This window comes from Pseudomonas sp. AB6, from assembly GCF_034314105.1.
Lineage (GTDB): Bacteria > Pseudomonadota > Gammaproteobacteria > Pseudomonadales > Pseudomonadaceae > Aquipseudomonas.
Genome location: NZ_JAVIWJ010000001.1, coordinates 128,968 through 146,409 on the forward strand (window position 1 = coordinate 128,968; position 17,442 = coordinate 146,409).

Sequence of the window (17,442 nt, forward strand, 5' to 3'; positions counted from 1 at the left end):
GGTACAACACAAATACCTCCTTTGTGCGCTTATCGCTCCTGATGGCGCTGGGTAGGGTATCTTCCTCTGCAATCAACCGGGGAAGACGCATGACAACAACAATAATGCGCGCCATCTTCAAGCCAAAGGCGCTGGCGATTGCCGTCGCACTGGGCTGTACAGCACAGGCGCAGGCCGTTTCATTCAACATTGGCGAAGTCGAAGGGCAATTCGATTCGTCGCTTTCATTAGGCGCAAGTTTTGCGCTACGTAATGCCAACCAGGGTCTGGTTGGGACGGTGAATGGCGGCAAAGGTCAGGCGTCTACCGGCGATGACAATCGCCTGAATTTCCAGAAGGGCGATGCGTTCTCTGAGATCTTTAAAGGTGTGCACGACCTGCAGCTGAAATGGGGTGACAGCGGCGTGTTCATCCGCGGCAAGTATTGGTACGACTTCGCGCTCGAAGACAATAACCAGGATTTCAAACAAGTCAGCAACAATGGGCGTAAAGAGGCGGCCAAGTCCTCCGGCTACCAACTGTTAGATGCGTTCGTTTACCACAACTACACCATTGCCGATTTGCCGGGCACCGTGCGGGCGGGTAATCAAGTAGTTAGTTGGGGTGAAAGTACCTTCATCGGTAACTCGATCAATTCGATCAACCCCATCGACGTTTCTGCATTCCGCCGTCCTGGTGCCGAGCTTAAAGAGGGCCTGATTCCGGTCCCGATGCTGTTCGCTTCCCAGGGGATAACCGACAAGCTTAGTGCAGAAGGCTTTTATCAAGTGCGCTGGGAGGAGACGGTCGTAGATAACTGCGGCACCTTCTTCGGGAATGATGTTGTAGCAGAAGGCTGTAACAACAACTACACGGTCGGCAGCCCCGCCATTGCGCCATTGCAGCCAATCGCCGCTGCTTTCGGCCATGGCTTCCAGGTAACGCCAGAAGGCGTTGTTGTACCTCGGGGCAGCAAGCGCGATCCGAGTAACAATGGACAATTCGGTGGTGCTTTGCGTTGGTTAGGAGACGATACCGAATACGGTCTGTACTTTGAAAACCTGCACAGCCGCGTTCCAGTCCTTAGTACCCAGACCGCTAGCCTGCAGACGTTTCAATCGATCCCCGGCATTGCCGCTGCCGCGGGCCGGGCTACAGGCAGCGCCGCTGCTGCCGCTGGTTTAGCGCAGAGTACTGCGCTTGGTAATGGTCAGTACTACCTTGAGTACCCGGAAAACGTGCGTCTGTTCGGCGCCAGTTTTGCCACCACCTTGCCGGAAGGCACGGCTTGGAACGGCGAGATCAGTTATCGGCCTAATGCTCCGGTCCAACTCAATACCACTGACTTGACCCTGGCGCTGGTAAACCCACTCGTTCGTGGCGCTGCATCGCCTATCGCGACCTCGCCAGGTGCAGACAACCAAGGCTACAGACGTAAAGAAATCACACAGGTTCAATCGACCCTGACGCACTTTTTCGATCAAGTATTGGGCGCTGAACGTTTAACTGTAGTCGGTGAAGCCGCTGTGGTGCACGTTGGTGGACTGGAGTCCCACGACACTCTTCGCTATGGCCGTGATTCGGTGTACGGCGCTTACGGTTTCAACGGCGACACCAAAGGCTTTGTGACTGCGACGGCGTGGGGTTATCGTGCGCGGGCAATACTTGATTACGCCAACGTGTTTGCGGGCGTCAATCTTAAGCCCAGCGTGTCTTGGTCACACGACGTAAATGGTTACGGTCCGAACGGTCTGTTTAACAAAGGCGCGAAAGCGGTCAGCCTTGGGGTTGATGCCGATTACCGCAACACCTATACCGCCAGCCTCAGCTACACCGATTTCTTCGGTGGTAACTACAACACCTTGATCGACCGTGACTTCGCCTCGTTGAGCGTCGGCGTGAACTTCTGATCAGTTTGAAAAGGGCATGACTATGCGCAAGATCATTCTTCAATGTGGCGTCCTGGCACTCAGCCTGATGGCTACCAGTGTAATGGCCGCAGTTTCGGCGGAAGAAGCCGCCAAGCTGGGCAAAAGCTTAACCCCAGTTGGTGCAGAAATGGCCGGCAACGCTGCCGGCACCATTCCAGCCTATACCGGTGGCCTGCCGGTCAACGCTGGCACAGTGGACGCCAATGGTTTTCTGTCCGATCCCTTTGCTAATGAAAAGCCGCTGTTCATTATCACTGCCGCCAACGTAGCCCAATACAAAGACAAATTGTCTGACGGTCAGCAGGCGATGTTCCAGCGCTATCCCGATTCGTATCGGATTCCGGTTTATACGACGCACCGCACGTTTGCCTTACCGCAAAAGATCTACGATTTGGCTAAGAAAAGCGCCACCACGGTGACGACGATTAACGATGGTAATGGTTTGGCAAACTTTGCTGAAAGCCGCTATTACGCGTTTCCGATTCCGAAAACCGCCAACGAAGTGTTGTGGAACCACATCACCCGTTATCACGGCGGTAACGTACACCTCACCATCACTCAGGCAACGCCGCAAACCAATGGCGCATTCGATTCAGTCACCTTTGAGGAGGATATCGGGGCGCCTGAGGATATTCCGGATCTCGACAAACAGGCCAGTGCCAACATCCTGACTTACTTCAAACAAGAAGTAACCAAGCCTGCGCGCTTGGCAGGTAACGTATTGCTAGTGCACGAAACCCTTGATCAAGTTAAAGAGCCCCGTCAGGCCTGGATCTACAACGCCGGTCAGCGCCGTGTTCGCCGTGCACCGCAGGTGGCTTATGACGGGCCGGGCACCGCTGCTGACGGCCTGCGTACCTCTGACAACTTCGACATGTTCTCCGGTGCACCTGATCGTTACGATTGGCAGCTGATTGGCAAGAAAGAAATGTACATTCCTTACAACAGCTACAAACTCGATCAGCCGACCCTCAAATACAGTGATGTGATCAAAGCTGGGCATATCAACCAAGATCTGACTCGATATGAGTTGCACCGAGTATGGGAAATCGTTGGCACCTTGAAATCCGGCCAGCGCCATATTTATGCCAAGCGTCACATGTACATTGACGAGGACAGCTGGCAGGTAGCGTTGGTCGATCATTACGACGGTCGCGGGGCATTGTGGCGTGTCGCAGAAGGTCACGCGGAGTATCACTACGCACGTCAAGCGGCCGCTTACACGCTTGAGGCTCTTTATGACCTGAACGCCGGTCGATATATCGCCCTTGGGATGAAAAACGAAGAGAAGCACGGCTACCAGTTTGATCAGAAGTTCCATGCGTCCGACTTCACACCTAACGCGTTACGCAACGCAGGTATCCGCTAAGCCTGTAACCAAGCATTTTTAGCAAAAAATAAACCACTTACAGCGATGTAGGTGGTTTTTTTATGGTAAATAATCACTGCGCCGAATATTCCTACATCCAGAACTACCGAACCGCTTAGTGTGGGCGTGAGAAGTCAGAATAATAATAGGGGCTCCCATGACTGCCTTTACCGTTCATCTGGGTCATGCGGACTATTGGCCGCGCCTGTCGCCTCAGCACTTGGTACGTCCACGCTTGACCGTGCCGTTACTCATGTCTAGTGCGCGAGTGAAACTATTGTGCGCGCCCGCTGGCAGTGGCAAAAGCGCAGTACTGGGTGAGTGCATCCGCCAAGCCCCTTCCGACTGCAGCGTCAGTTGGTTGCCGTTAGCAGGAAACGAGCAAAGTCCTGCGGGCTTTTGTGCACTGCTAGCCAGTGCACTTGGTATCGAAGATCGCGACGAAAACAGTTTTGTGCATCATTTGGCGCATTGGCAAAAGCCATGCTGGATTGTGCTGGATGATTATTGCCGATTGCCATCACCTGATATGGATCACTGCCTTGATCGGTTGTTGGCGGTCAGCAGTCCGGCTATTACTTGGTGGATAACCGGGCGGCGACGACCCCTATGCAACTGGCCAAGGTTGCTACTCAGCGGTGAGTTGTACGAGATTGATGGCCCCACATTAGCCTTCAATCTCGCTGAAATCGAGCAGCTTTTAGTCAACGAAAGCATCGTTTGGCCAATCGACGCAGGTACTTCAATTCTTTCCGAAAGCGCTGGCTGGTGCGTGGGCGTAAAGGTAGCTCTGCTCAATCCAGAGGAATGGATTACGGCTGAAGGCTTCACGCGGCAGCAGCGCCGGCAGCGCTGTTCTCGGACACTGTTTGAATACCTCAATCATGAGTTGTTTTCAGGAATTAACTCCGAACTAACTGAAGCCTGGCGGGTACTGGCGCACTTACCGCGGTTCAATCCGGGGTTGTGTGAACATGTGTTCGGTGCAGGTGAGGGCGGAAAGTGGCTTAAAGCGTTGCAGGACATCGGTGGCTTTATTGAACCTTGGGAACACAATAGCGAGTGGTTGCAGGTGTTCCCACCGCTGGCCCACTGCATGCGTGACGAGGACTGGCCGGAGCGCCGCTCATGGCATCGGCGTGCTTGTCAGTGGTTCAGTGCTCAGGGCGATTGGCAGTCAGCGGTAGAGCACGCGGTTCAGGCAGAGCAGTATGAAGTCGCGATCAGCCTGCTGCAGCATTATGACTTTTCTTACTTGCTGCTGGGCCAAAATATTTCGCTTCTACTGAGCTTGTACGAGCGCTTTCCCGATTTAATGCGCGGCACTCCCCACCTCATAAGACTGACCGGTTCAGCCCTGATCTACACCGGTCGTTTCGATCAGGCAGCGATATGCCTAGAGCATTTAGGGCGTTTTCTGCCACAACCGTCAGCCATGCAACAACGTGACTTTATTGCTGCATGGCAGGCGCAGCAAGGTTGGTTGCACCACCTGTGCGGTGATGCCCCGCGTGCAGTTGGCCATTTTGAAGAGGCATGCGCTTATCTCGCACCCGATGCGTGGTCATGCCGTGTTCTCTGCCTATCGGGCATGACCCAACAAGCCCTGCTTAACGGCCAGTTCGACGAGGCGCTGGTACACAATCGTGCGGCGCTATGCTTGGCGCGCGCCGAGGGATCGTTGCTGTTTGAAGCCTTGCTGGAACTGGATCATGCCCAGTTGCTGGAACAGCGGGGGGTGTTACAACGCAGCGAAGATACGCTGGAAAAAATGCACGATCTATTGCTGGCTCACCACGCGGTCGCAGGTCCGCTATTGGGTAGGATAGCGTTGCGTCGGGGGCGTCTGGCTTTGCGCCAGGGGCTTGATCAGCAAGCGCGTGCACTGTTGCGAAGTGGGCTGAACCAATGCCTGCGCAGTAAAGATAAGCTTGCGCTGTTCGGTTTTTTAGGGCTAGCCATCCTTGACGCTAATCAGAGTAACTATGCACAGGCGTTCGTCTGGTTACGAGACGCCGAGCGGGTGATGCAACAAAACCATATTCCGGAATATTTTTGGCGCGGTGTTTTGTTACAGGTCAGCAGCCATTTTTGGCTACAACAACGTCGGCCCGAACTCGTTCGAGTGGCATTGACCCGTGTGTTACATCATTTAAGTTGCGCGCCAGCCAAGCATGCACCGCCTGCAACGCTGGAGTTAGTCCCGCATATCGAATACTTGTTGGTATTAGCAGAAGTTTACTTACATCAGGCTGAGCAGCCCATGCAACGGCTGCAAGTGCTGCAGCGCTTTGCCAATCAACAGGGCATGCATAGCCTTGAAACCGAGCTGTATCTAGCGATGGCTGAAGTGGCCTTCCTGCTGGGAGATATGCGCACAGCCAATGGGTATTTGACTGACGGTTTAACCCTGGTTGACCGTTTAAACCTTCAGCAACCGTTGCGCGAGTTAAGACTGCGGCAACCTGCGATGTTGCGGGAACTGGGGGTAGAAGAGCGTTTGATTGCAGCCTCTGAAAATCCACTTAGTCATCGCGAGCTGGAAGTACTCATGCTAATCGCTCAAGGCAGTTCAAATCTGCAAATTGCCGACCAGCTGTTTATCTCTTTGCATACGGTAAAAACTCACGCTAGGCGTATTCACGCCAAACTAGGGGTAGAGCGTCGAACCCAGGCAGTGGCCAGAGCCAAGGCGCTAGGATTGATGGCGTGAATCGAGCGCAGCGGACATGCACATGCAAACGTTATTCCTTGATTGCTACTTTTTTCTCGCATTAGCTGTCGGTAGCAAGTGGTGATTACTTTGAGCTTTAATATGTATCACCGGCCCGCTGTACCCTCCATTAATTATTACGCTCGGTCTTTGGGACTGATTACTGTCAAATAGTCAGTCGGGAGCTCCAAGACTCTAGGCACATCCACTACGCTCGCCGCCGGGAGCTGTTTGCCAGTTGCAAACAGGTAGAAATGTATCGTGATGCGTTAGTTGACATGTTTACGGCCGCTTAACCCTGGCCTCTGGTTGACGCGTGTGATGGTCAGTTTGGGTGCGTCCGCTACGCTCGAAGGGGTTAGTAATAACACTATTAATTCACTGCACCTAAATGATTGCCTGATTGACGGGGTTTTTACTTTTAGGGACTTCGACAGCACGGACCCTGCTGGTAAGTTTGAGTTACACAGTTGTCAAATGCACGAGCAACCTATTGCTGCAGGTTCGGACCAGCAGTAAATTGACGCCCCATGGGAAATACAACGTCCTGTCAGCCACCTGACGTTAGATCTTAATGAACCGCGCGGCTTGGCGGTAAATGACTCAATCGTTCGGTCAATCTCAGCCGTTGAATAGGGTCCTCACTCAACAGCAGTGCATGTTCCAGGTCGAAACGCTCGGCCTGCGGACATTCAAGAGATTGATACAAACTGGCCCGTGCCAAGTGATCACCGGTGGTCGCTTGGCCCAACTGCAACACCCGGTCCGCATCCTTGAGCGAAGCCAAAAAATCATCATTAATTTGATGCAAATGCCGAAGGTTACGCGACAAGCGTTGCACCATTGCTATGTCTGTCGCGCGCGTCATGTGGTCCGATTTAAGTTGCATGTCTGGACCAAATTGGCGTACCAGCAATTCACGGCAATCTTTTGGGTAAAGCCGCCGCCCCCCGCAGGGATCCAAGAGGTGGTCTGCTCCTGGCACCCGCAACAGAAAGTGCCCTGGAAAATTAACCCCTTCCAATGGGATTTCTAGTCGCTTGGCCACTTCCAAGGCAATGATCGCCAAGCCTAACGGCTGCCCGCGTCGACGCTGCAAAATGTTGTGCACTAACGCCGATTGAGGTCTAGGTTGACTTTTGTCGTCCTGTTGAAACCCCAATGTATTCAGGCAGCGCAGCAGTGGCTGAGCCAGCTCAATGGCCGGCAGCATTGGCAAAGCAGCGCTGATTTGACGTTCTAGATCTTCGACAATTTGGAATCCTTGCACTGGGGAGAACTGCGGATCGTGTTCAGCGGACACCCACAAAACGGCTTCCATAACAGAAGACGGCGGACATTGCAGGCTGGCAAGGCAGGCTTGACGTGGGGTCATCAACCTCTCCGTTGATCAGATACCGTGGCTTTGATACGCACTAATTGTCGGGACTCTAGAGCTTCTGTTTTAGCCCCAGTCACCGATTTCGTCCAGTGCCTTATTAGTCAGCGCGTTGCGGTTGGTCGCCTAGGTTGCGAGTGTTTTTCATAGGTTCCTGAGTGGTTCGGCGTTTTTTGTTCCAGCGCCTATACTCGCCTTAGAAAAAACTCGGGAGCACCGCCAATGTTCGCTCTCATGCAAAGCTCACATGTGGAGACGCTGCACTTTATCGTCGATCCTGAGACTGGCCTCAAAGCATTGATCGCAATCCACAATAGCCAGAACGGTCCCGCCTTGGGCGGTTGCCGCTACCTTGATTACTCCGACGAACAGAGCGCCATTCAGGATGCCATTCGCCTCGCGCACATCATGAGCTACAAAGCGGTACTTGCCGGGCTACCTTATGGAGGAGGCAAGGCGGTGATCATGCGCCCGGCGCACGTTCCCAATCGCGCGGCGTTGTTCGAGTCCTTCGGGCGGTTTATCGAAACCCTGGAAGGACGCTACATCACGGCGGTCGACAGCGGCACCTCCAGCGCTGACATGGACTGCATCGCACGACAAACCCAACATGTCACCAGCACCACGGAAGCGGGCGACCCCTCGTTGCACGCCGCCATGGGCGTATTCGCTGGTATTCGTGCCACTGCCGTGGCGAGGCTAGGCAGCGACAATCTTGAAGGATTACGCGTTGCTGTCCAAGGGCTTGGGCATGTCGGTTATGCCTTGGCCGAGCAGCTGCATGCAGCCGGCGCCGAACTGTTGGTCAGTGATTTGGACAACGGCAAGGTGCGATTGGCCATGGAGCAGTTTGGTGCTCACCCGATTGCCTGCGACTCTTTGCTTAGCACCCCATGCGATATTTTTTCACCTTGCGGGTTGGGTGCCATCCTGACGAGCAAAAGCGTTTCGCAACTGCGCTGTGCCGCCGTGGCCGGCGCGGCGAATAATCAACTGACTGATTTGCAGGTCGGCGATCAGCTGGAAGGACGAGGCATTCTGTATGCGCCTGACTACGTGATCAACTCCGGAGGCCTGATCTACGTGGCGCTGCAACATCAGGGGGAAACGCTGAATACTATTACTGCGCACTTGTCACAAATCGGTACTCGATTGACCGAAGTATTTGCTCACGCCCAGGCCGAAAAACGCTCCCCGGCGCATGTCGCTAACGACCTGGCGGAACGCCTGTTAAATAAAGGGTACTGACGTTCAGCGGCTGAATTTGCCGACGCCTTCGCACAGATCCGTGTAGGAGCCAACGTGTTGGCGAAGCGGCAGAAGCGCCGTTCCTAACTAACCGCCTCGCCAACACGTTGGCCCTACAGAGTGTGTAGTGGCGCTTATTCTTCCAGCGGTGCACTCAGCAATTCGGACAAGGCGTCCGGCTGACTCTTGAACGCTTTAGCGAAGACATCACGATTTTTCGCCATGTAAATCCCGGCTTCTTCCACCTGAGCTTCCGTTAACGACGGCACCGCTCGTTGCAACACTTCGGCAAGCAATTCTGCCAGTTCGAGCATTTTGTCATGACGATCAGCTTCGGCTTTATCCATGAACAAACGCTCCAAATCTCGGCTGCTGCGGTATACCACTTCGACGGCCATTCAGCACCTCACATGCCTTCACGATAATCAGTCTTTAACGACTACTGTATTTTTATACAGGTAAAAGCATAAGCCACCCGATCCGTTTTGGATAGTGGCATTTTTGCTTAGATTCCTCATTTCGCAGCATTGCGGTGTTACTTGCGACAATCCACCACGCTCTCAATCCAAGACCTTGGCACCTGTCCTGCAAATAAAACCTACTACAAAAGACGACGCGACAGTAAATCGTCACCTCGGCACGGCATCATCCGCTCGAATTATTCAAGGAAGTACATTGTGAAAATCAACTGGGCTGAGTCTCTGCGTCAACACGTTCACGGGCTGGCCGAGTCACTGGGGAACTTGTGCGTCGAGACGTTCCATTACCTGGCGCTGTTCGCTATTGGCGCGGTAACGGCCTGGGCGGCGGTGATGGCGTTTATGGACATGCTGGAGAAGGGTCACATCACGGTCGATGACATTCTGTTGCTGTTCATCTATCTGGAGTTGGGCGCCATGGTCGGGATTTATTTCAAAACCAACCACATGCCGGTGCGGTTTCTGATTTACGTCGCCATCACCGCGTTGACCCGCTTACTGATCTCGGACGTATCGCACCACAACCCACCGGACCTCGGCGTGGTTTATCTTTCTGGTGCGATTTTGCTACTGGCATTCGCGATTTTGGTGGTGCGCTACGCGTCGTCGCAATTCCCGTCGGGTAAGGTTCCTGACCCGGACAGCAAAGCCAAGGGCGCGCTGACCGAGGAGAAAGGCGAATTGTAATTCGCGTTAGAAACCGGCCGATAGTTGCGGCTGGTTACTTAACCAATTCTTACGAGGAGCGGGTTTATCCAATTGATCGCTGTCGGTCATTGCCGCCAGAATGGCCACGGCGCTGTGGCCTTGTTCGATGGCGATGCCAAATTGCACGCTTTGGATGAGCCTGCGCAGTCGCTTGGGCTCATTGCGTTGCTCGGCACTGATCCAGCGCTTGGCGACGATGCCCGTCTCGTTGGATAAGGTCAGCATGATGCCGCCATCGAGCCCCTGAATGCTCAGATTGACTCGGTAATCAGGCTGAAAAACATCAGTGATCAGTTGAAAAGGGTTGTCCATAGCCTGCGCCTGGTCGAGAAGTCTATTTAAATTGACCGGCTGTCGGTGGTTTAAGTTCGCGACGTAAGACTAATGGCGATGATGGCGCCTCGGCATGCGCCATAAAAAAAGACAGCGCTGTTTTCACAGCGCCGTCCTTTTCAGATTGTTTCCATGGTGATGGTCGTCAATTGCGCGCTGCGGATTAACCGTGCAGGGCGTCCTCTTCTTTTTCCAAAAACTCTTCCTGAAGCATGGCATCCGGATTTTCAGAATCCGCGTCTATCTCCGCGTCTGTTACCGGCGCGCGTTTGTCGCGCAGTTTGCCGAACAAGTGTTCAAGGGCGTGATTGAGTTTCTCTGCCGCGCCTTCCACTGCCTGATCCAGTGTGTCGGCTTTGTGGGTAACCGAAATCGGTTGGTGACCTTTTGGCCGGGCTTCCATCTGGCAGCGAATATCATGCGGGCCAGGCTTTTCGCCATTCTCGTCGCGGATATGAACCTCAACGCGCGTTAGATCTTCTTCGTAGCGTTCGAGCGTGCTTTCAACGGTGGTACGGACCCACTCCTCCAGTCGGATGCTGTTTTCAATATGGTTATCGCTATTGACCTGGATTTGCATAGTTTTTTCCTTACTTAAGGCTTACTCACATGAGAACGATCAGCCTGCCTCGGGTTCGAGGAATAACCACTCGCCTCTCACCCTCAGTGTTGGCCCCGATGAGGAAACAATTCAACCCCTTGATAGCAAATATATTTTGTGGCGGAAAAGGCGAAGGTGGCAGGGATTTTGACTGGACGGCGTGCCGGCCGATGTGATTGGAGCCGTAGGTCAAGGCAGAGATCGGGACGTTTCCTACATCTCAGGCGGAATCCCCTGATTGGCAGTGTTGGATTTTCAAAGCAAATTCTCTGCATTCCATTGACGGAAATAGGTATGAACAAATATCTGATCCCGCTGCTTGCCTGTTCTGCCTCGTTCTCTGTTTGGGCAGACAACTGCAAACAGAAAAAATTATCTTTCGGTGCTCTGCCATTTGCGCAGAGTGACGGGTTGGCGGTAATCATTGGTCCTTACCAATTCAACCTGCCTGAAGCACCCACTGCGCTAGTTGCGTTCGACGGAATATTGGCCGCTTACCCCGAAAAAAAGTACGTAAGTTATCAACTTATAACCAATGACAGTGTTGCAGGTGCTCTGTCTCAATTCACGACGAAAAAACTCTCAAGCGCTGATTTAGATCGTTATCTATATGGGCTTTATAGTTTGGAAAGTCTGAATGAAACAGATCAGGCACTGGTTAGAGATATGCGTTCTGACATGCAGCTCGACTGCCGTGCCCGACTGACGAATTTCGCCGTGGGCTATGGTGTTGAAGCCATTTTTCAAGAAGCTACACCAACCGATCCAGAGCACCGAATTTTGCTTTTCGCGAATGATTCTACGTATTTGATCAGTGTGAGGGGTGCCAAGGAGATGGCGCTAAATGTTCTGCAGACCATAACGCTCAAGAAACAGTAAAACAGCCTACAAAAACGCCAACCGATACTCCCCCGGCGTCGCCCCCATCGCCTGTCTAAACCGGTTATTGAAATGACTCGCACTGGCAAATCCACAGGCCATTGCAATACTTCCCGACGGTTGTTGGCTTGTGCGCAGGAGTTGCTGTGCGTAGTTCATGCGGCGCGCCAACAAATACTGATGCGGCGGTAAGCCAAAACTTTCGCGAAACATCCGGGCAAAGTGGTATTCGGACAATGCACAGAGCGCTGCAAGTTCGCCCAGGCTTATTGGGTCTGCCAGACGATGTTCGATGTAGTCCACTAAGTGTCGCCGTAGATGCGGGGCGAGGCCGCCTTTGAGGCGGAGGCCGTGGCGTTGGCCGACTTGGTTGAGCAGCGCGTGGCTGAGCATTTCGTGGGCGAGGCTGCTGGTTAGCAGGCGTTCACCGGGTTCACTCCAATCCAGTTGGATTATGCGGCGAAAACGTTGAGCTTGTTCGGCATCGTCGATAAACGTGCTTTCGCGCAATTGCAGTTCCCGGGGCTCACGGTCGAGCAGGGTGACGCAGCCCAGGGCGAATTGTTCAGGGCTGATGTACACATGCGCGAGGCGAATTTCGCCATTGATGACCCAGGCCGACTCATGCCCCGCCGGCAAAACACAGAGCTTTCCTGGACTGCCTTTCTCATTTGGACGGTCGCGACGGTAGGTACCGGTGCCGCCGGCGATGTAACACGACAGGGTGTGGTGGCTGGGTGCTTGGTATTCCTGCGCATCGTGATGGTTGTTCCACAGGGCTGCGACCATCCCGTCACCCAGGCTCGCGCTTTGTTCGAGGCGAGCATTGGGCGAGCTGTTCAGGGCTTGAAAGACCTGGATGGTTTCCAGTGGCGGCATAACGAATTCCTCTAACTTCGCATCCTATCAAGTCGCTTACGTGTTGCCAGTCGCCAAACGATCAAAAGCGCAAGTTTGTGCAAGTCGGCCCTGAGACGAAACCTCAGACTGGAGCTCAATTAAGGAGCCCACCGATGAACCTCTCTTTGTACCTGCTCACCGTACTGATCTGGGGCACCACCTGGATTGCCCTCAAATGGCAGTTGGGCGATGTGGCGATTCCGGTGTCGATCGTCTATCGCTTTGGCTTCGCGGCCTTGGTGCTGTTCGTGATCCTACTGCTCAGCGGTCGGCTGCAGAAGGTCAATCGGCGCGGCCAACTGCTTTGTCTGGCGCAGGGCCTCTGCCTGTTCTGCGTGAACTTCATGTGTTTTTACACCGCCAGCCAATGGATTCCCAGCGGCTTGATCGCCGTCGTGTTTTCCACCTCGACGCTTTGGAATGCGCTGAACGCTCGACTCTTTTTCCGCCAGAAAGTCGCGCGTAACGTATTGGCTGGTGGTGGCTTGGGGTTGATCGGTCTGGCGTGCATGTTTTGGCCTGAATTGTCCGGGCATACCGCCAGCCATGAAACCTTGATCGGCTTGGGCTTGGCGCTGCTGGGTACGCTGTGTTTCTCAGCGGGGAATATGCTGTCCAGCTTGCAACAGAAAGCAGGGTTGAGACCGCTAACCACCAATGCATGGGGGATGCTCTACGGGGCGACAATGTTGGCGGTGTATTGCGTAGTGAGCGGCACACCCTTCAGTTTTGAATGGAGCACCCGTTACATCGGGTCGTTGGTGTATTTGGTGATTGCGGGTTCCGTGATTGGTTTTACCGCCTACCTGACGTTGGTCGGGCGTATGGGGCCGGAGCGTGCAGCGTATTGCACGGTGCTGTTCCCGGTAGTGGCATTGAATATTTCGGCTTTTGCCGAAGGTTACCAATGGACATTGCCCGCGTTGATGGGGCTGGTATTGGTGATGTTAGGGAATGTGTTGGTGTTTCGTAAGCCAAAACCGGTGACGGTGGTGACGGGAACGCTGGCATAGACCGCCTCGCCAACAAGTTGGTATCTACAGAGGGGTTATGTCTGTAGTCGCCAACGTGTTGGCGAAGCAAGCAACGCGGTTTAGCGGCGAAACCGAGGTGTTGTCTTCCCGAATGAATTCGGTCCTACAGGATTCGCGCCACGCCATGCGCATTGATCTCTCCCTTCAACGGGCACGGTCTAGGGAGAAATCAGCCGTTCCACACCTGCGGGTTCACCAGGTCCTGCGGTTTCTCACCGAGCAATGCGCTGCGCAGATTCTGATACGCACGGTCAGCCATGGCCTGGCGCGTCTCGTGGGTGGCCGAGCCAATGTGCGGCAGGGTTACAGCGTTGCTCAGTTGGAACAGCGGTGATTCTGCCAGTGGTTCTTTTTCATACACGTCCAGCCCCGCACCGCGAATCGTGGCGTTTTTCAGCGCTTCGATCAGCGCCGGTTCATCAACCACCGGGCCGCGGGAGATGTTGATCAGGATCGCGCTTGGCTTCATCAGCGCCAGTTCGCGTGTGCCAATAAGGTGTTTGGTTTTTTCGCTCAACGGTACAACGAGGCAGACGAAGTCCGACTCCGCAAGCAGTTGATCAAGGCTGCGAAACTGCGCACCCATCTGCTGTTCCAGCTCTGGCTTATGGCTGTTGCCGCTGTACAGAATCGGCATGTTGAAACCGAAGTGGCCACGTCGGGCAATAGACGCCCCGATGTTCCCTATGCCAACGATGCCCAACGTTTTGCCGTGCACGTCGGTGCCGAAATACCCAGCTTCGACCGTGCGTTTCCACTGGCCAGCTTTGGTCCACGCGTCCAGTTCAGCAACGCGGCGGGCACTGCTCATCAACAGCGCGAAGGCCAAGTCTGCCGTGCTTTCGGTTAGTACGTCCGGGGTGTTGGTCAGCATGATGCCGCGCTCGTTGAAGTAGCCCAGCTCGTAGTTGTCGTAACCCACCGAGATGCTCGACACCACCTCCAGGTTGCTGGCGCTCTGCAACTGCTCGCGGCCCAGCTTGCGCCCGGCGCCAATCATGCCGTGGGCATGGGGCAGCGCGGCGTCGAATTGTTCATTCATATCGCCCAATTTCGGGTCGGGTACGATCACGTTGAAATCTTGCTGCAGGCGCTCGGCCATTTCGGGGGATACGCGGCTGAACGCAAGGACAGTCTTTTTCATCGGGCGCTAATCTCGAACGGTTAAATGGAAATGTCAGACGATGTTGAGTAAATCATGGGTTTTCAAATCAGCTTCATGGGCGGCCAGAATCTCCGGCAGCGACCCGCGCAGGTATTCGACCCATGTCCTGATTTTTGCATCCAGGTACTGGCGCGACGGATAGATTGCGTACAGATTTAATTCTTGCGAACGGTAGCTAGTCAGCACCCGCACCAACGTGCCGTCGCGCAACCCCTCAATAGCCGAATAAATCGGCAAAATGCCGACCCCCATCCCGCTGCAAATTGCCGCTTTCATGGCGTCGGCCGAATTGACCAAAAACGGCGAGGTGACAATGGTGACCATCTCCTGGCCTTCAGGGCCGTCGAACACCCATTTTTCCAGTGGGAACACCGGGCTAACCAACCGCAGACAGGCGTGGTTGAGTAAATCCTGGGGTTTTTGTGCGGCCCCGAAAGCGTTGATGTAGGCGGGTGAGGCGCACACAATGCTGTAGGTGATGCCCAGGCGCTGGGAAACAAAACCCGAATCCGCGAGCTCTGTGGCCAGTACGATGGAAACGTCGTAGCCTTCTTCAAGCAAATCAGGTCCGCGGTTGCCCATGGTTAAGTCGAAGCTTACGTCCGGATGGTGCTTGCGATAACGGGCGATTGCGTCAATTACGTAGTGTTGCCCGACGCCGGTCATCGAATGAACTTTCAGCTGACCTGACGGACGCGCGTGGGCATCGCTGGCTTCTGCCTCGGCTTCTTCGACATAGCCGAGAATCTGTTCGCAACGCAACAGGTAGCGCTTGCCCGCTTCCGTTAGGGCAATACGCCGCGTGGTGCGGTTCAGCAGACGTGTTTGCAGGTGCGCTTCAAGGTTGGAGACTGCACGCGATACGTTTGCGGTGGTTGTATCGAGCTGTACCGCAGCGGCAGTAAAACTGCCCGCTTGCGCCACACAGCTGAAAGCACGCATGTTTTGCAGGGTATCCATTGGCAGTTCTCTGATGAGATTGACAAATTGTGACATGAAGTAACGGTTGGATGTGAACCAAACCCGCTGATTATCCCCGGTTCTGTAACAAAGAATCGCACTTCACCGGTCTTATCGTCGCCTTGACCGCCCTCTAGAATCGATGCATATCCTCCGCAGTACACCTAAGTCGGGAATTTGCAGCAGTGCCGCGTCGCATGTCCAGAGGGCTCAAACCCCTATTTGTTATGGCTCTTTCGCTGGCAATCGGCGGCTGCATTGGAACCGGAGGCATTGGCCCTCAGGAGCATTCCATTCCAGCCAACGAACTGGCAACGGATGAGGCGATCCAGAGTGCTGCCAAAGAGGCGCACTGGCCAGCTTCGCAATGGTGGCGTGCCTATGGTGATGAGCAGCTTGATCGCTGGATCGAACTGGCGGCCAAAGACAACCCAAGTCTGGCAATGGCCGCCGCACGAGTGCGTCAGGCCAAGGCAATGGCAGGTGTCGCCGAGTCGGCCGAATCGCTGCACGTCAGTGGCGATTCGAACCTTAAAAGGCATAATTGGCCAACCGATCAGTTTTACGGCCCAGGTCAACTGGCCAATACCAGCACTTGGGACAACAATGCCTCAATGGGCCTTCGCTATTCTCTAGACCTTTGGGGTCAAGAGAGCAATACCACAGAGCGAGCGTTGGATATGGCTCATATGAGCGCCGCCGAAGCGCGTTTGGCTCAGCTGGAACTACAAAACGACATCATCCGAGCGTATATCCAGTTGTCGCTTAATTACGCACAGCGCGACATCGTTGAGGCGACGCTGGCCCAGCAAGAGCAAATTCTGCAACTGGCACAACGGCGCTTTAACGGGGGCCTGGGTACTCATTTCGAAATCAGTGAGGCCCAAACCCCGTTGCCTGAAACCCATCGTCAGATCGATTCCCTGGACGAGGCCATCGCGCTGAGCGGTAATCAGCTGGCTGCGCTGGCTGGCAAAGGCCCTGGGGAGGGTGCACGTTTGAAGCGCCCGACACTGTCGTTGCAAACTGCGTTGAAACTGCCTTCGTCGCTGCCCGCCGCCTTACTCGGTCAGCGTCCCGACGTGGTAGCTAGCCGCTGGCGGGTTGCGGCTCAAGCGCGTGGCATTGACGTTGCGCACGCCGGTTTCTACCCCAACGTCGATTTGGCTGGCAGCCTCGGCTTCATCGCAACCGGGGGCGGCATGCTCTCGTTCCTGGCAGGTAATAAATTCAACTACAGCGTCGGCCCGGCCATTACTCTGCCAATCTTCGATGGCGGACGTTTGCGTTCAGAGTTGGGCGAAGCTTCTGCCGGTTACGACATCGCGGTGGCGCAGTACAACCAGACCTTGATTACCGCATTGAAGGAAATATCGGACCAACTGATCCGTCGAGAATCGATGGCCAAGCAGCAAGCGTTTGCAGCTGAATCGGTGGCCTCGGCGCAAAAAACCTATGACATCGCGCAGGTCGCTTACGCCCGTGGCCTGACTGATTACCTGAACGTGCTCAACGCGCAGACCTTGCTGTTCCGTCAGCAACAGATCCAACAACAGGTCCAGGCCGCGCGCCTGACGGCACATGCCGAATTGGTGGTCGCGTTGGGCGGTGGTTTGTCAGCGGGCGCCGATTCACCTAAAGAAGAGAAGACCCTGCCGTCGAAAGTTCCGGCTGCACTCGCGGCGTTTGACCATTGAAAAACTCCAAGGTAACTCCTGCACAGCAGACACAGTCCTGTGGGAGCGAACGTGTTCGCGAAACAGAC

General features: G+C 54.6%; 15 protein-coding genes. 8 read left to right on the forward strand and 7 right to left on the reverse strand.

The features are described from left to right. The first annotated feature begins 89 nt into the window (after positions 1–89). From RGW60_RS00715 to RGW60_RS00725, 3 genes are all read left to right on the forward strand, one after another. Positions 90–1,889 (forward strand): DUF1302 domain-containing protein, encoded by a 1,800-nt coding sequence (locus RGW60_RS00715; protein ID WP_322201218.1) that lies wholly within the window; start codon positions 90–92, stop codon positions 1,887–1,889. Between the two features lie 22 nt (positions 1,890–1,911). After that, the gene (locus tag RGW60_RS00720; RefSeq protein ID WP_322206816.1) at positions 1,912–3,279 is read left to right on the forward strand and encodes a DUF1329 domain-containing protein; all 1,368 of its coding nucleotides are present in this window, start codon (positions 1,912–1,914) and stop codon (positions 3,277–3,279) included. A gap of 157 nt (positions 3,280–3,436) precedes the next feature. Beyond that, complete coding sequence (locus RGW60_RS00725) at positions 3,437–5,992, forward strand: LuxR C-terminal-related transcriptional regulator (RefSeq protein ID WP_322201220.1); 2,556 nt, start codon at positions 3,437–3,439, stop codon at positions 5,990–5,992. 571 nt (positions 5,993–6,563) lie between these two features. Here the strand turns inward: RGW60_RS00725 and RGW60_RS00730 are convergent. Next, entirely contained in the window at positions 6,564–7,367 is an 804-nt protein-coding gene (locus tag RGW60_RS00730) for a SirB1 family protein (protein WP_322201221.1), read from the reverse strand. Between the two features lie 225 nt (positions 7,368–7,592). On the opposite strand from RGW60_RS00730, the gene RGW60_RS00735 reads away from it, so the two are divergent. Further along, entirely contained in the window at positions 7,593–8,618 is a 1,026-nt protein-coding gene (locus RGW60_RS00735; RefSeq protein ID WP_322201223.1) for a Leu/Phe/Val dehydrogenase, read from the forward strand. A 134-nt stretch (positions 8,619–8,752) separates the two neighbouring features. Here the strand turns inward: RGW60_RS00735 and RGW60_RS00740 are convergent, their stop codons facing one another. Then, complete coding sequence (locus tag RGW60_RS00740) at positions 8,753–9,016, reverse strand: YebG family protein (RefSeq protein ID WP_322167804.1); 264 nt, start codon at positions 9,014–9,016, stop codon at positions 8,753–8,755. A 279-nt stretch (positions 9,017–9,295) separates the two neighbouring features. On the opposite strand from RGW60_RS00740, the gene RGW60_RS00745 reads away from it, so the two are divergent. Then, positions 9,296–9,784 (forward strand): phosphate-starvation-inducible protein PsiE, encoded by a 489-nt coding sequence (locus RGW60_RS00745; RefSeq protein WP_322201225.1) that lies wholly within the window; start codon positions 9,296–9,298, stop codon positions 9,782–9,784. A gap of 6 nt (positions 9,785–9,790) precedes the next feature. Here RGW60_RS00745 and RGW60_RS00750 read toward each other — a convergent pair whose 3' ends face one another. Then, complete coding sequence (locus RGW60_RS00750; RefSeq protein ID WP_322167806.1) at positions 9,791–10,117, reverse strand: DUF3509 domain-containing protein; 327 nt, start codon at positions 10,115–10,117, stop codon at positions 9,791–9,793. A gap of 184 nt (positions 10,118–10,301) precedes the next feature. Then, positions 10,302–10,718, reverse strand: coding sequence for an HPF/RaiA family ribosome-associated protein (locus tag RGW60_RS00755; RefSeq protein ID WP_322167807.1), 417 nt, complete (start codon positions 10,716–10,718; stop codon positions 10,302–10,304). 315 nt (positions 10,719–11,033) lie between these two features. Between RGW60_RS00755 and RGW60_RS00760 the strand changes: the two genes are divergently transcribed. Beyond that, complete coding sequence (locus RGW60_RS00760; RefSeq protein ID WP_322201228.1) at positions 11,034–11,618, forward strand: hypothetical protein; 585 nt, start codon at positions 11,034–11,036, stop codon at positions 11,616–11,618. A gap of 6 nt (positions 11,619–11,624) precedes the next feature. On the opposite strand, the gene RGW60_RS00765 is transcribed toward RGW60_RS00760, so the two are convergent. Next, positions 11,625–12,497, reverse strand: a complete 873-nt coding sequence (locus RGW60_RS00765; RefSeq protein WP_322201230.1) for an AraC family transcriptional regulator — start codon at positions 12,495–12,497, stop codon at positions 11,625–11,627. A gap of 134 nt (positions 12,498–12,631) precedes the next feature. Between RGW60_RS00765 and RGW60_RS00770 the strand changes: the two genes are divergently transcribed. Then, a complete protein-coding gene (locus RGW60_RS00770; protein WP_322201232.1) occupies positions 12,632–13,531 on the forward strand; it encodes a DMT family transporter in 900 nt (299 codons plus the stop codon). A gap of 190 nt (positions 13,532–13,721) precedes the next feature. Here RGW60_RS00770 and RGW60_RS00775 read toward each other — a convergent pair whose 3' ends face one another. Next, positions 13,722–14,696: a D-glycerate dehydrogenase gene (locus RGW60_RS00775; RefSeq protein WP_322201234.1), complete on the reverse strand. Its 975-nt coding sequence runs from the start codon at positions 14,694–14,696 to the stop codon at positions 13,722–13,724. Positions 14,697–14,729: 33 nt separating this feature from the next. Beyond that, positions 14,730–15,677, reverse strand: a complete 948-nt coding sequence (locus tag RGW60_RS00780; RefSeq protein ID WP_322201236.1) for a LysR family transcriptional regulator — start codon at positions 15,675–15,677, stop codon at positions 14,730–14,732. Between the two features lie 185 nt (positions 15,678–15,862). Between RGW60_RS00780 and RGW60_RS00785 the strand changes: the two genes are divergently transcribed. Further along, on the forward strand, positions 15,863–17,374 hold the full coding sequence (locus RGW60_RS00785; RefSeq protein WP_322201238.1) for an efflux transporter outer membrane subunit: 1,512 nt from the start codon (positions 15,863–15,865) through the stop codon (positions 17,372–17,374). The last annotated feature ends 68 nt before the right edge of the window (positions 17,375–17,442 follow it).

Excerpts from the sequence above, each read along its gene's own strand:
- RGW60_RS00715 (WP_322201218.1), top strand. The coding sequence starts at position 90 with ATGACAACAACAATAATGCGCGCCATCTTCAAGCCAAAGGCGCTGGCG.
- RGW60_RS00720 (WP_322206816.1), top strand. The coding sequence starts at position 1,912 with ATGCGCAAGATCATTCTTCAATGTGGCGTCCTGGCACTCAGCCTGATG.
- RGW60_RS00725 (WP_322201220.1), top strand. The coding sequence starts at position 3,437 with ATGACTGCCTTTACCGTTCATCTGGGTCATGCGGACTATTGGCCGCGC.
- RGW60_RS00730 (WP_322201221.1), bottom strand. The coding sequence starts at position 7,367 with ATGACCCCACGTCAAGCCTGCCTTGCCAGCCTGCAATGTCCGCCGTCT.
- RGW60_RS00735 (WP_322201223.1), top strand. The coding sequence starts at position 7,593 with ATGTTCGCTCTCATGCAAAGCTCACATGTGGAGACGCTGCACTTTATC.
- RGW60_RS00740 (WP_322167804.1), bottom strand. The coding sequence starts at position 9,016 with ATGGCCGTCGAAGTGGTATACCGCAGCAGCCGAGATTTGGAGCGTTTG.
- RGW60_RS00750 (WP_322167806.1), bottom strand. The coding sequence starts at position 10,117 with ATGGACAACCCTTTTCAACTGATCACTGATGTTTTTCAGCCTGATTAC.
- RGW60_RS00755 (WP_322167807.1), bottom strand. The coding sequence starts at position 10,718 with ATGCAAATCCAGGTCAATAGCGATAACCATATTGAAAACAGCATCCGA.
- RGW60_RS00760 (WP_322201228.1), top strand. The coding sequence starts at position 11,034 with ATGAACAAATATCTGATCCCGCTGCTTGCCTGTTCTGCCTCGTTCTCT.
- RGW60_RS00765 (WP_322201230.1), bottom strand. The coding sequence starts at position 12,497 with ATGCCGCCACTGGAAACCATCCAGGTCTTTCAAGCCCTGAACAGCTCG.
- RGW60_RS00770 (WP_322201232.1), top strand. The coding sequence starts at position 12,632 with ATGAACCTCTCTTTGTACCTGCTCACCGTACTGATCTGGGGCACCACC.
- RGW60_RS00775 (WP_322201234.1), bottom strand. The coding sequence starts at position 14,696 with ATGAAAAAGACTGTCCTTGCGTTCAGCCGCGTATCCCCCGAAATGGCC.
- RGW60_RS00780 (WP_322201236.1), bottom strand. The coding sequence starts at position 15,677 with ATGGATACCCTGCAAAACATGCGTGCTTTCAGCTGTGTGGCGCAAGCG.